Source organism: Achromobacter sp. Root565 (genome assembly GCF_001427425.1).
Lineage (GTDB): Bacteria > Pseudomonadota > Gammaproteobacteria > Burkholderiales > Burkholderiaceae_B > Achromobacter > Achromobacter spanius_D.
This window is the reverse complement of sequence record NZ_LMGO01000001.1, coordinates 1,030,541-1,042,793: the sequence shown is the minus strand read 5'-3', so window position 1 is coordinate 1,042,793 and position 12,253 is coordinate 1,030,541. Positions and strand designations below refer to the sequence as shown.

General features: G+C 63.9%; 10 protein-coding genes. 3 read left to right on the top strand and 7 right to left on the bottom strand.

The window, feature by feature from the left end; all coding sequences use genetic code 11:
- Window positions 1–1,977 carry a long-chain fatty acid--CoA ligase gene (locus ASD71_RS04675; RefSeq protein ID WP_056560366.1) on the bottom strand — a complete coding sequence of 659 codons (1,977 nt, stop codon included), beginning with the start codon at window positions 1,975–1,977 and terminating at the stop codon, window positions 1–3.
- A 171-nt stretch (window positions 1,978–2,148) separates the two neighbouring features.
- On the opposite strand from ASD71_RS04675, the gene ASD71_RS04670 reads away from it, so the two are divergent.
- The 3 genes from ASD71_RS04670 to ASD71_RS04660 all read left to right on the top strand — a co-directional run bounded on the left by ASD71_RS04670 (window position 2,149) and on the right by ASD71_RS04660 (window position 3,968).
- Window positions 2,149–2,856 (top strand): Crp/Fnr family transcriptional regulator, encoded by a 708-nt coding sequence (locus tag ASD71_RS04670; protein ID WP_056560363.1) that lies wholly within the window; start codon window positions 2,149–2,151, stop codon window positions 2,854–2,856.
- Between the two features lie 61 nt (window positions 2,857–2,917).
- The gene (locus tag ASD71_RS04665) at window positions 2,918–3,379 is read left to right on the top strand and encodes a MarR family winged helix-turn-helix transcriptional regulator (protein ID WP_056560361.1); all 462 of its coding nucleotides are present in this window, start codon (window positions 2,918–2,920) and stop codon (window positions 3,377–3,379) included.
- Between the two features lie 163 nt (window positions 3,380–3,542).
- Window positions 3,543–3,968, top strand: coding sequence for an organic hydroperoxide resistance protein (locus ASD71_RS04660; RefSeq protein ID WP_056560358.1), 426 nt, complete (start codon window positions 3,543–3,545; stop codon window positions 3,966–3,968).
- A 1,190-nt stretch (window positions 3,969–5,158) separates the two neighbouring features.
- Here ASD71_RS04660 and ASD71_RS04655 read toward each other — a convergent pair.
- The 6 genes from ASD71_RS04655 to ASD71_RS04630 form a co-directional block, all read right to left on the bottom strand.
- Window positions 5,159–5,881 (bottom strand): ABC transporter ATP-binding protein, encoded by a 723-nt coding sequence (locus ASD71_RS04655; protein WP_056560356.1) that lies wholly within the window; start codon window positions 5,879–5,881, stop codon window positions 5,159–5,161.
- 18 nt (window positions 5,882–5,899) lie between these two features.
- Window positions 5,900–7,822 carry a branched-chain amino acid ABC transporter ATP-binding protein/permease gene (locus tag ASD71_RS04650; RefSeq protein ID WP_056560355.1) on the bottom strand — a complete coding sequence of 641 codons (1,923 nt, stop codon included), beginning with the start codon at window positions 7,820–7,822 and terminating at the stop codon, window positions 5,900–5,902.
- A 3-nt stretch (window positions 7,823–7,825) separates the two neighbouring features.
- Window positions 7,826–8,698 carry a branched-chain amino acid ABC transporter permease gene (locus ASD71_RS04645; RefSeq protein ID WP_006216335.1) on the bottom strand — a complete coding sequence of 291 codons (873 nt, stop codon included), beginning with the start codon at window positions 8,696–8,698 and terminating at the stop codon, window positions 7,826–7,828.
- A gap of 141 nt (window positions 8,699–8,839) precedes the next feature.
- The gene (locus tag ASD71_RS04640) at window positions 8,840–10,003 is read right to left on the bottom strand and encodes an ABC transporter substrate-binding protein (RefSeq protein WP_056560352.1); all 1,164 of its coding nucleotides are present in this window, start codon (window positions 10,001–10,003) and stop codon (window positions 8,840–8,842) included.
- 369 nt (window positions 10,004–10,372) lie between these two features.
- Window positions 10,373–11,314: a LysR substrate-binding domain-containing protein gene (locus tag ASD71_RS04635; RefSeq protein WP_056560351.1), complete on the bottom strand. Its 942-nt coding sequence runs from the start codon at window positions 11,312–11,314 to the stop codon at window positions 10,373–10,375.
- A 205-nt stretch (window positions 11,315–11,519) separates the two neighbouring features.
- Complete coding sequence (locus ASD71_RS04630) at window positions 11,520–12,152, bottom strand: LysE/ArgO family amino acid transporter (protein ID WP_056560348.1); 633 nt, start codon at window positions 12,150–12,152, stop codon at window positions 11,520–11,522.
- Window positions 12,153–12,253 lie beyond the last annotated feature (101 nt).

Here is a 12,253-nt window from a genome sequence, read left to right as displayed (position 1 = left end):
TTACGCGGCTCGGGCGGTGATGGCGGGAAACGTCTTGACCGGATGGATCCGCAGATCCGCCGAAATCTTGCCGGTGCGTCCGTCTTCGAATTTCACTTCGGTCTCGATGAACTGCGATTGCTTGCCGCCAAAGAGCGCGTCGATCAGCACGCCATATTTCTGCGCGATGAAGGCGCGGCGCACCTTGCGCGTGCGGGTCAGCTCGTCGTCGTCCGGGTCCAGCTCCTTGTGCAGGATCAGGAAGCGGCTCACCTGCGACGCGGCCAGCTTGGGATCGGTCGCGAGATCCGCGTTGACCTGCTCCACGCACTCGGCGATCAGCTGGTAGACCTCGTCCTTGCCGGCCAGGTCGGTGTAGCCGGCATAGGGCAGGCCGCGGCGTTCGGCCCAGTTGCCCACGGCTTCCAGGTCGATGTTGATGAACGCGCACACGTCCTCGCGGTTCGCGCCAAACGCCACTGCTTCCTTGATGTGCTGGAAGAATTTGAGCTTGTTCTCGATGTACTTCGGCGCAAACAGGCTGCCATTGGCCAGCTTGCCCACGTCCTTGGCGCGATCGATGATCTTGAGCTGCCCGTCCGTATCCAGGTAGCCGGCGTCGCCCGTGTGGAACCATCCGTCGGCGCTGCGCGCCTCGGCCGTGGCGTCCGGATTGCGGTAGTACTCCTTGAAGAGCCCCGGGCTCTTGACCAGGATCTCGCCGTTGTCGGCCACGCGAATCTCCACGCCCGGCACCGGCGGCCCCACCGTGTCGTCGCGCACCTGGCCGTCGGGCTGCACGCAGACGAACACCGAGGTCTCGGTGGAGCCATACAACTGCTTCAGGTTGATGCCGATGGAGCGGTAGAACACAAAGAGGTCCGGCCCGATGGCCTCGCCCGCCGTATAGGCCACGCGCACGCGGCTCATGCCCAGCGCGTTGCGCAGCGGACCGTAGATCAGCACGTTGCCCACCGCGTAACGCATGCGGTCCCAGGCATTCACGGATTCGCCATCCAGAATCTTCGTGCCGACGCGGCGCGCCAGCTTCATGCAGGCCGCGAACAGCTTGCGCTTGAGATAGCCCGCGTCTTCCATGCGGATCATCACATGCGTCAGCAGGCCTTCCAGCACGCGCGGCGGTGCAAAGTAATAGGTGGGGCCGATATCGCGCATGTCGATCGACACGGTGTCGGGCGACTCGGGATGATTCACCGTGAAGCCCGTGACCAGCAGCTGCGTGTACGAAAACATGTTCTGGCCAATCCAGGCGGGCGGCAGATAGGCCAGCACGTCTTCCTGATCGGTCAGCTTTTCCATCTCGGACACGGCGCGCGCGCGGTCGATGAGCGCATGGTGCGTCAGCACCACGCCCTTCGGCTTGCCCGTCGTGCCGGACGTATAGAACATGGCCGCGGCGTCGTGCGGCTGCACGGCAGCCACGGCGCGCGCGTAGAAGTCGGGATGCTTCGCGGCGTACTCGCTGCCCCGCGCTTCCAGTTGCTCGTAAGACAGCAGCATGGGATCGGCGTAATGCCGCAGGCCGCGCGGATCATCGAACACGACATGCTTGAGCGCAGGGCACTGTTCGCGCACCTCGATCATCTTGTCGACCTGCTCCTGATCCTCGACGATCGCAACGCTGATCTCCGCATCCTGCAGCACGTAAACCATTTCCTGCGCGACCGCATCCTGATAGAGCGGAACAGGAATGGCGCCGAGCGATTGCGCGGCCATCATGGCCATGTAGAGACGCGGGCGGTTTTCACCGATGACGGCGACGTGCATGCCGGGCAGAATGCCGAGCGATGCAAGACCCTGCGCGACGTGACGGACATGCTCCGCCACTTCGGACCAGGTCAGGGTTTGCCAGATCCCCAGGTCTTTCTCTCGTATCGCGGGCCGCGACCCACGAACGTTGGCATGCGCGAGCAGCAGCGCCGGAAAGGTGTCCGGCGCCGCCGGCACCTGTGCAGATGCGGGCGATGAATGTGCCACGTTGTCTCCTCCGGTTTGGGCGCATCGCGCGCAGTGCCTGCAATGAAGCGGCGGATGCGGCGGCGTGCTTGACCAGTTGGTTTTAGATTTACGGCAGGAGTTAAGGTATAAGGTTGGGTTGCTACCAACTGTCACCATCGCGACATTCAAGGACCTTTTAGGGTATTCCCGATGCAGCTATCCGACTCCCTGCAACTCGCCGCCGCCTGGTTCCGCGTGCTCAACGCGGAACAGCAAGCACGCGTGGAGCGGGACCTTTCCGTGCAGCAGGTCGTTGCTGGATCGATCATAGAGCGCAAAGGCGAACTCGCCCAGGCATGGATCGGCGTGTTGGCGGGATTGGTCAAGGTATCGGTGGGCAATTCGGAAGGCAAGGTGGCATCGCTGACAGGTGTGCCCGCCGGCGGCTGGATCGGCGAGGGCTCGCTGCTGAAACGCGAGGTCCGCAAGTACGATATCGTGGCGCTGCGCGATTCAGTGGTGGCGCGTCTGCCGGGTGCGACGTTCGACTGGTTGCTGGATACCAGTATTCCGTTCAACCGATATTTGCTGCATCAATTGAACGAACGCGTGGCGCAGTTCATCGGCAAGGCGGAGTACGACCGTCTGCTGGATCCGGATGCGCGAGTGGCCCGCTGTCTGGCCGAGCTGTTCAATCCTTTGCTGTATCCGGGCATGGGGATGCGACTGACGATTACGCAGGAAGAAGTCGGCTATCTGGCGAGGGTCTCGCGCCAGCGTGCGAACCAGGCGCTGCGCAAGCTGGAGGAGGCGGGGTTGCTGAATGTGGAATACGGGGCGGTACGGGTGTTGGACCTGGACGGGCTGAAGCAATACGGGTCGGACCGCGGCGCGGTGGAAGCAGAGCAGGCGGCGTAAGCGTTACGGGGATCGAAAAAAATGTGTTGACGATAAATCGCGCGCTATTTAATATTGCGCAATGAAATCCAGAAACAAGACCAAAGCCGCTTTCAACCCGCTGCTGCTGGACAGCCAGCTGTGCTTCGCCTTGTACTCGACCTCGCTGGCGATGAACAAGGTGTACCGCAAGCTGCTGAGCGGGCTGGACCTGACCTACCCGCAATACCTGGTGATGCTGGTGCTGTGGGAAGGCGACGAAGTTACGGTGACGGATATCGGCAGCCGCCTGTTTCTGGATTCGGCCACGCTGACGCCGCTGCTCAAGCGCCTGGAGGCCGCGGGCCTGGTAACGCGCAAGCGCGCCGTGGCGGACGAACGCCAGGTGATCGTGGGCCTGACGAAGCAGGGCCGCGATCTGCGCGAAAAGGCCGAAGCGGTGCCGCATGCAGTTGGCGCGGCAGCGCAGTGTTCGCTGGACGAAGCGCAGGGCATGACGAAGATGCTGCACGCGTTGCGGGAGAAGCTGGCCGAAAGTCTTTGAGGTTGTGGGTGATGACTGTCATCATCCGGTTTTATAAGTAGCGCACGATTTTGTTGTTCACTATTTAAAGTTTCAGGCAAGTCGCAAGTTCATCGTTGACCGCCAACACGGGAAGGGTCCCGCAAGGCAAGCAGTTCAAACTCTCATTCAAAGGAACCACACCATGTCGATCGAAAAAGTCCTCTACCGCGCCAACGCCACCGCCACCGGAGGCCGCGAAGGCCGTGGCGTCAGCGACGACGGCAACCTCGACGTCAAGCTGACCACCCCGCGCGAACTGGGCGGCGCTGGCGCCGCTGGCACGAACCCGGAACAACTGTTCGCCGTCGGCTACTCGGCCTGCTTCCTGGGCGCGATGAAATTCGTCGCCAACCGCGACAAGATCGCAATCCCGGCGGACGTGTCCGTGAACGGCATCGTTGGTATCGGCGCAATCCCGACGGGGTTCGGCATCGAAGCGGAACTGAAGATCTCGCTGCCGGGCCTGGACCGCGCAGAAGCCGAAAAGCTGGTCGCGGCCGCACACATCGTGTGCCCGTACTCGAACGCCACGCGCGGCAACATTGACGTGACGCTGACGATCGTTTGAGGTTGACGTCGCATTGAGAGTAGTGTGACGTTGACGATTTGTTTGAGATCGACGTCGCATTGAGATCAATGTGAGGTGAGAGTGGGCCTTGCAGGTGAAGACTGATTTGGTCGGTTGCCTGTGTGGCCCATTTTTTTTGATGCTGCGTCAGGTTCTTTATGGCTCGTTGATTTTCTTGGCGCCAGATTCTTCGTTGGTCGTCTATCTTCGTGCCGCGAAAGTCTTCGTAGGTCGCCCGACGCCGCGGTCACCGTGGGCACGATCGCCCACGATTGCGGTCCGGAGCCTTCGCTCCGGACTCCCCCTTCGTCATCTTCGTCCAGGCCTTCGGCCTTCCCTTCAGATTCCCTCGGGCGCATCGACGGCGCTCGCACCCACGGTGACCGCGACGCCGTGCTGCTAGGGTCTTTGGTTTGCGCGCTGCAAGACCTGTGATCAGGGCAGGAGATCTGCGGGGCCGCCGAATTGCTGCCGCCCGGGCGGCGGCAATCGGCATCGGAGCCGTGGTTCGTCGTTGTTGGGTGCGCTTCGCGCTGTTGGGAATCGGTTTGCGAATGGCGTTCATCAGTCGGGGGAGAGCGATGATGGGCGGCGCGGCGACGAGCAGCCACAACTTCCCGACCCATACGCGCCGCCCATCGGGCACTGGAGTTGAAGTGACGATTACTGCCGTCTTCGCCTGAACCTGCCAAGAGCATCTGCCGCTGCCGGTGTCTGACACCCTTGGGAGATGCACTGGGTATGAAACGAATCTCACCAGGGTGTCAGACACCTAGAGATAAAGCAGCCACACGCGCAGCGTCATCGCTCCGACGCAAGACGCCGCGTAAGCCCCCAAAGGCCGCCCGCGCGGCCGGCCGGGGGCGGGCCCCGCAAGATTTTTCTCTCTCTCCCCACCGTGGGCAAGAACCTAAAGAACCCAATTCGCCCCGCCGCCCGTAAAGCTGAAACCAAAAAAGCTCGTCGCAGCGGGGGCCGGGGTGCGCGGGGCGTGTAGATGCGCCCGAGGGAAACCGTAGGGAGCCGAAGGCGGACGAGGTTGACGAAGGGGAAGTCCGGAGCGAAGGCTCCGGACCGCAATTGTAGCCCCGCGCACCCCGGCCCCCGCTGCGGCGGGCGTCTTAAGAACTCAACGCCAAACCCACAACCCCGGCCACCAAAAACCGCCACCCGACTTACTGCTACACCCTTCAATGCCCCCCACCCAAATAAGCCGCCACCACAGCCGGATCATGCTTCAACTTCTCCGCACTCCCATGCACAGAAATCCGCCCGTTCTCCAGCACATACCCATAATCCGCCACATTCAACGCCGCCGCCGCAAACTGCTCCACCAGCAACATCGTCACCCCTTCCTCCTTGAGCCGCGCAATGATCCGGAACACCTCTTCCACCAGAATCGGCGCCAGTCCCATCGACGGCTCGTCCAGCAGCACCAGTTCCGGATTCAGCATCACCGCACGCGCCATCGCCAGCATTTGCTGTTCACCGCCCGAAAGCGTCCCAGCCAGCTGATCGCGCCGTTCCTTCAAGCGCGGGAACAGATCCATCGCCCGCCCCAAATCCGCCTGCACATCACCCTTCGGCCGGCTCCCCGTCAGACGCGGAAAAGCGCCCAGCAGCAAGTTGTCAGTCACCGACAGCGTCGGAAACACCCGACGCCCTTCCGGCGAATGCGCCAACCCCAGCCGCGCGATGCGATGCGACTCCATCCCATCGATCCGCTTGCTCCCCAGCGTGATCTCTCCCGCCGTCGGCCGGATCATCCCCGACAACGCCCGCATCGTCGTTGTCTTGCCAGCCCCGTTCGAGCCGATCAGCGTCACCACCTTGGCTTTGGGCACCTCCATGCTGATGCCGTGAAGCACCTTCACCTTCCCGTAGCCTGCTTCCAGATTCTTGATCGATAGCATCTTCTTGTCCCCTTGGCGTCAGGCGGGCGCGCCGCCCAGATACGCCTCGATCACCTTGGCGTTGCTTTGCACTTCATTAGGCAGGCCCTCGGCAATCTTCTGGCCGAAATCCAGCACCGATACGGTGTCGCAGACCCCCATCACCACGTCCATGTGGTGCTCGATGAGGATCAGCGTGATGCCGTGGTCGCGCACCTTGCGGATGATCGCCAGCAGCTCCACGATGTCAGGCGCCGTCAGGCCCGCGGCCGGTTCGTCAAGCAGTAGCAGTTGCGGATCCAGCGCCAGCGCGCGGGCGATCTCCAGCAGGCGCTGCTTGCCGTAGGGCAGGTTGCGCGCCTCTTCGCTGGCTAGCGATTCCAGGCCAACGAACTCCAGCAGCGCCATGGCCCGCGCCCGTGCGCCCTGTTCTTCGGTCTTCCACTTGGGCGTGCGCAGCGCAATGCCCGCCAGACCCGTCGTGAAGGTGTGATGCAGACCCACCAGCACGTTCTCCAGAGCGGTCATTTCGCCAAAGAGCTGCACGTTCTGGAACGTGCGGGCGATGCCGGCTTCGGCGATGTCGGCCGGCGGCAGGCCCACGAGCGACTTGCCGCCGAACTCCACGGCGCCGGCCGTCGGCACATAGATGCCGGTCAGCACGTTCATCATCGTGCTCTTGCCCGACCCGTTGGGTCCGATCAGGCCGTGGATGGTGCCGCGCTTGACGGTCAGGTCCACCTCATTCAGCGCCTTCAGCCCGCCGAACTGCATCAGCACGTTCTTGGCCGCGAGCAAGGTTTCGCCCTTGCCCGCCACCGCGTCCGGCACGGCGTCCTGTTCCTTAACCAGGTCCTTCTTCACCGCCAGCGCCGCACGGCGCGTCGAGAAGAACAGGTTGCGTACGAAGCCCACGATGCCGTCAGGCAGGTAATACACGACGAACAGGATCATCGCGCCGAAGATGGTCAGGCGCCAGTCGGTGACGGCTTCCAGCCAGTACGAGAAGATGGCCAGCACAATCGTGCCGATCACCGGCACCGCGACCTTGCGCGGCTCGGTGCGGCCCTTGGAGATGGCCACGGCGCTACCCACCGTCACCAGGATCGCCACGGCGAGCGCGATCAGGCGGAACGTGCCGATGTCGTCCAGCATCTTGGGCAGCAGCACGATGATCGAGGCGCCCAGCAGCGCGCCGGTGCGGCTCTTGCGTCCGCCCATGATGATCGCCAGCAGGAACAGGATCGTCAGTTCGAAGTTGTACGTGTTTGGCGAAATGTACTGCTCCGAATACGAATACAGCGCGCCCGCCAGGCCGGCAAAGCCGGCGCTGATGACGAAGGCGATCACCTTGTGCCGGTACACCGACACGCCCATGCAGTCGGACGCGATCGGGCTGTCGCGCAAGGCTTCGAAAGACCGGCCCAGGTGCGACTTCAGGATCCGGTGCACCACGATCAGCGAGATCACCAGCAGCGCGGCGACCAGCCAGAAGTATTCGGCCTTGGTCAGCACGTGGCCGGCGATGGACGGCTTGGCGATCTTGATGCCCAGCGGACCTTCGGTCAGGAACGTCATCTCGTTGATCAGGATCTGGATGATCGTGCCGAACGCCAGCGTCACCATCGCCAGATAGGGGCCGGTGACGCGCAGCGCCGGCAGCGCCAGCACCGCGCCAAAGGCGGCGGCGATGACGATGGCGGCGGGCAGCGTCAGCCAGATGGGAATCTGCAGGTGAAAGACCAGCACGCCGGCCACGTACGAGCCGATGCCGAACAGGCCGGCGTGGCCCAGCGACACCTGGCCGGTGTAGCCCACCACGATATCGAGCCCGAACAGCAGGATCGAATAGATCATGATGGTTTCAATCAAGTGCAGGTAATACGTGTTGGTCACGCCCAGCGGCACGGCGGCCAGGCACGCCACGGCCACGATGGAAAGGAGCAGGTGCAGGGGTTTCATCGCTTACACCTTCTTGATCGCGGTCTTGCCGAACAGGCCGGCGGGCTTGAAGGTCAGAACGAGCAGCAGCAATACCAATCCCGGCACGTCTTTGTATCCCGTTGATAGATAGAAACCGGTGGTCGTTTCGGCGATCCCCAGGATCAGCCCGCCCACCACGACGCCCATCCCGCTGGACAGGCCGCCAATGATCGCGACGGCAAACGCCTTCAGGCCAAGCACCGCGCCCATCGTGGCGCCGGTCAGCGTCAGCGGCGCGACCAGCACGCCGGCGAACGCCGCGGTCAGCGACGACAGCGCGTACGAGAACGTGATGACCATGCCGGTGTTGATGCCCATCAGGCCGGCCGCGTCGCGGTCGTTGGATGTGGCGACGAAGGCTTTGCCGTAAATGGATTTGCGGTTGAAGATTTCGACCAAAATCATCATGCCCAGCGCGCCGAACACCACCAGCAGTTCCATCGGCAACACGTTCGCGCCCAGCACCTGGATGGGCGCCTCGGGCAGCGGCGAGGGAAAGCGCAGGTCGTCGCGGCCCCAGATGTTCTCGGCCACGTTCTTGAAGATGATGCCCAGCGCAATGGTGGCCATGATCCAGCCGAATTCCGATCGCGTCTTGATGGCGGGCCGCACGCCCACGCGCTCGACCAGCGCGCCCTGCGCAAAGCCGAAGATGCAGACGATGGGAATCATGACCCAGTAGTTCACGCCGAGGCCGACGAGCGTGAGGCCGACGAGCGCACCCAGCATCAGGGCTTCGCCCTGGCCGAAGTTCAAGGTGCCCGATGTGGCAAAGGTGAGCTGGTAGCCGAACGCAATGACCGCATAGATCATGCCTAGCGCGATACCGCTATAGATGAGCTGTAGAAGAATCATGGTGTGTGTCTTGAGGCGCTGTGTTCCGTCCCAACCCCCTTGGGCAGAACGCTGTTTTCAGGCGGCTGCATGCCCCGCGCCCGAAGCTTCGGGCGCGGGCGGCGGCGGCCGGGCAGCCGCCGCCTTCCTGCTTGTCGGGATTTAGTTGGCCTTGATGACTCGGCCGCCCTTGACCTCGCCGATGACCACTTCCTTCGCGGTGATCGCGTCGTGGTTGTCGTGCGAGAAGGGCTTGTTGTAGGTCATCACCACGCCCTCGACCGGGGTCTGCAGGTTTTCCAGCGCTTCGCGCACCTTGGGACCGTCGGTGGAGTTCGCCTGCTTGATGGCCGCGGCCAGCAGGAAGATCGAGTCATAGCCCTGCGCCGCCGACACCGGCGAGTCGATGCGGTTGTTCTTGGGCTTGAACTTGGCCAGATAGGCGTCGATGAACGCCTTGCGCTTGGGCGTGTCCGGATCCTGGATGAAGGTCTGCGGCATGCGCGCGCCTTCGCCGTTGGCGCCGGAGTTGTCGATGTAGTTCGCCATGGACAGCGTCCAGCTGCCGATGATCGGCACCTTCCAGCCCAGCTTGGTCATGCCGTTGGCAACCTGGGCGAGCTCGGGACCGATGCCGTAGGTCAGCACGGCCTCGGCGCCCGCGGCTTTGGCCTTGAGCAGCTGGGCCGTCATGTCGACGTCCTTGATGTTGAACTTTTCGACGGCCACCGGCTTGATGCCCTTGGCGTCCAGGGCCTTTTCCAGATCCTCGCGGCCGAGCTGGCCGTAGTTGGTGGAGTCGGCCAGGATCGCGACTTTCTTGAAGCCGCGGCGCGTGATCGCTTCTTCCACGATCATCGGGGCCTGGATGCTGTCGTGGGCCGCATTGCGGAACACGTAGTTGTCGGGGTATTCCGGCGCCTTGAACTGATGCGTGATCACGCTGCCGGTGGCCACGTTGTTGAACACCGGGATCTTGGCATCCTGGTAGAACCGTTGCGAGGCCAATGCGACGCCGGTATTGATGTAGCCGACGGTGGCGGTTACCTGTTCCTTGTTGATCAGTTCCTGCGCGATCTGCACGCCGCGCTCGTTCTTGGCTTCGTCATCGCGTTCGACGGCGACGAGCTGGCGGCCGAGCACGCCGCCGTTCTTGTTGATCTCTTCGATGGCGAGGCGCACGCCGTCGCGCATGCTGACGCCCATGGATGACGAACCGCCGGTGTAGGGGCCGGCCACGCCGATCTTGATGGGGTCGGCGGCGTGGGACGCGGCCGATACGGCAAATGCAAGGGTTCCTGCAAGCAGCTTCAAACGAAAATCCATGGATGTCTCCGTTGTAATTGGGTGAACTGCGTGGAAAGCCGTGTGCCGGCGCCAGTCGGCGGAGTGATGTTCTGTTGGCGCGCTCCTTTGTTGCGTGTCGTGACTGTCTGCTTAATCGCTTACGCGAATCTGACCCGGCGGTGCTTTTCCGCGTAAATACCTAGTGCGGATGCAAGGTTCCTTTCAGCTTGCTGAATGCGGCGCGATGGAGGGGCGCTGCGTTAAGCGCGCGTGGGCAATGCGTTGGCACTGCGTCCGCCGGCGTTCGGCCACGCAAGGCGTCCCGAAACGCGCGCAGTCACGCTGGCCGCATCCTAGCGATCAGGATGCGGCGTCGTGCGGAAATTCATTCCGTACATAACTGGAAATTTATTCCTGACTGGCCTGTGGCCCGCATGGCCATTGAGCTGCGCGTTTGCAGACCTCGGTGAGCCATAGGGAAAACGCCTGGGCCGCGCCGCCCGGTGCGCGTGTGGCTTCGGTGCACAGGTAGTACTGCGACTCGCCGGGGATCTCCACGTCCAGTACGCGAACGAGCTTGCCTTCGTCCAGCCACTCGGCGGCCAGCGACCGGCGCGTCAGCGCCACGCCCTGGCCGGCGCGCGCGGCGGCGAGCATCATGCCCAGATCCACCAGCCACACGCCGCGCGACGGCTCGGGCCAATCCAGTCCCGCCGCCGCCAGCCACGGACGCCAGGGCTCCATCGGGCAACGCAGCAGGTCGGCGCGCGCCAGGTCGACGGGCCGCTTGAACGGGCCGCGCGCGGCCTGGTAGCCGGGCGCGCACACGGCGAACACCGGATCATGCGTGAGCGGGTGCGCATGCAGACCGGGATACTTGCCGCTGCCAAAGCGGATCCAGACGTCGGCGTTGGGCGGCATGATGTCCAGGTACGGAATGGACAGCATGATTTCGAGTTCGACGTCGGGATGCGCCGCGGTGAAACCGGGCAGGGCAGGGATCAGCACCTGCCGGGCGAACGTGGGCGTGGACACCACGCGCAGCGTTTCCAGCTTGGGCTCGTTGCGCTTGTGCAGCGAGGCGTCGGACAGCAGATCGAGCGCTGTGCGGACTTGTTCCAGGTATTCGCGCCCGGCCGCGCTCAGCGTCGCGCCACGGCTGCTGCGAATGAACAGCGTGACATCCAGCAGGGTTTCCAGCGAGGCGATGCGCTTGCCGATGGCGCTGGCGGTGACGAAGAGCTCTTCGCTGGCACGCTCGAAGGAACCCAGCCGCGCGGCCGCTTCGAACGCCTGGATGGCGGCAAGCGGCGGCAGGCGCACGTCTTTGGAAGGGGAAGGTCCGCGCATGGAGCGGTGGCGGGCCGGCCCGGCGCCCGACAGAAAAGTGGTGAGGCGCCGATTATAAAAGTGCGGGCGCCGTGCCCATACTGGCGCAGCACTTGGGCGATCTGCAACGGTGTCTGACACCCGTGTGAGAGGGCGGTCACCTTGTGACGGCTACTCATGGGCGTCAGACACCTTCCAGAGAAGATCGACTGTTGGCCTGCGGGCCTCAGACGCCCTTGACCGCCAGGCTGATCGCCAAACCGGCCATGATCACGGCGATGATGCCGTCCAGGGCCCGCCAGGCCGACGCGCTGGCAAAGAAGGGGGCGAAGAGCCGCGACCCGATGCCCAGCACCGCCAACCACAGCAGGCTGGCCGTGAAGGCGCCGGCCGCGAAGGCCATGCGCGCGTCGTCGAAGCCGTGCGCGAGCGAGCCGACCACCACCATGTCCAGCCAGAAGTGCGGGTTGAGCAGCGAGAACCCCAGCGCGCCGAGCATGGCGGCGCGGCGCGACGGCACCACGTCGCGGGCGGCGGCCAAACCGCCCGTGGCGGTCCAGGCGCGGCGCGCGGATTGCGCCGCGTACCAGGTCAGGAAGGCCACGCCGAACCACAGCACGGCGGTCGTCAGCCAGGGGAACCACGCGGTCAGCGCCTGCAGGCCGGACACGCTGGCGAAGATGAAGACGGCGTCGATCAGCGCGCAGATGGCGACGACGCTCAGCAGATGCGCGCGCATGAGGCCCTGGCGCAGGATGAACGCGCTTTGCGCGCCCACGACGGCGAACAGGCCGAGGCCCGTGGCCGTGCCGCTGGCCCAGGCGGTGAGGAAGGCGGGGGATGACAAGGTGGCGAACATGGAAGGTGTACCTGTGACTGCAACGCCTGTGGCGGCGCTTTGATGGGTGGCCGAGCGCTGAGAGCGGTCGGCAATGCGTCATTTTCCCTTGCCATGTATAT

Bases quoted from the DNA above. Each gene is read 5' to 3' on its own strand.
- ASD71_RS04655 (WP_056560356.1), bottom strand. From the start codon at position 5,881: ATGCTATCGATCAAGAATCTGGAAGCAGGCTACGGGAAGGTGAAGGTG.
- ASD71_RS04670 (WP_056560363.1), top strand. From the start codon at position 2,149: ATGCAGCTATCCGACTCCCTGCAACTCGCCGCCGCCTGGTTCCGCGTG.
- ASD71_RS04660 (WP_056560358.1), top strand. From the start codon at position 3,543: ATGTCGATCGAAAAAGTCCTCTACCGCGCCAACGCCACCGCCACCGGA.
- ASD71_RS04630 (WP_056560348.1), bottom strand. From the start codon at position 12,152: ATGTTCGCCACCTTGTCATCCCCCGCCTTCCTCACCGCCTGGGCCAGC.
- ASD71_RS04650 (WP_056560355.1), bottom strand. From the start codon at position 7,822: ATGAAACCCCTGCACCTGCTCCTTTCCATCGTGGCCGTGGCGTGCCTG.
- ASD71_RS04665 (WP_056560361.1), top strand. From the start codon at position 2,918: ATGAAATCCAGAAACAAGACCAAAGCCGCTTTCAACCCGCTGCTGCTG.
- ASD71_RS04645 (WP_006216335.1), bottom strand. From the start codon at position 8,698: ATGATTCTTCTACAGCTCATCTATAGCGGTATCGCGCTAGGCATGATC.
- ASD71_RS04640 (WP_056560352.1), bottom strand. From the start codon at position 10,003: ATGGATTTTCGTTTGAAGCTGCTTGCAGGAACCCTTGCATTTGCCGTA.
- ASD71_RS04635 (WP_056560351.1), bottom strand. From the start codon at position 11,314: ATGCGCGGACCTTCCCCTTCCAAAGACGTGCGCCTGCCGCCGCTTGCC.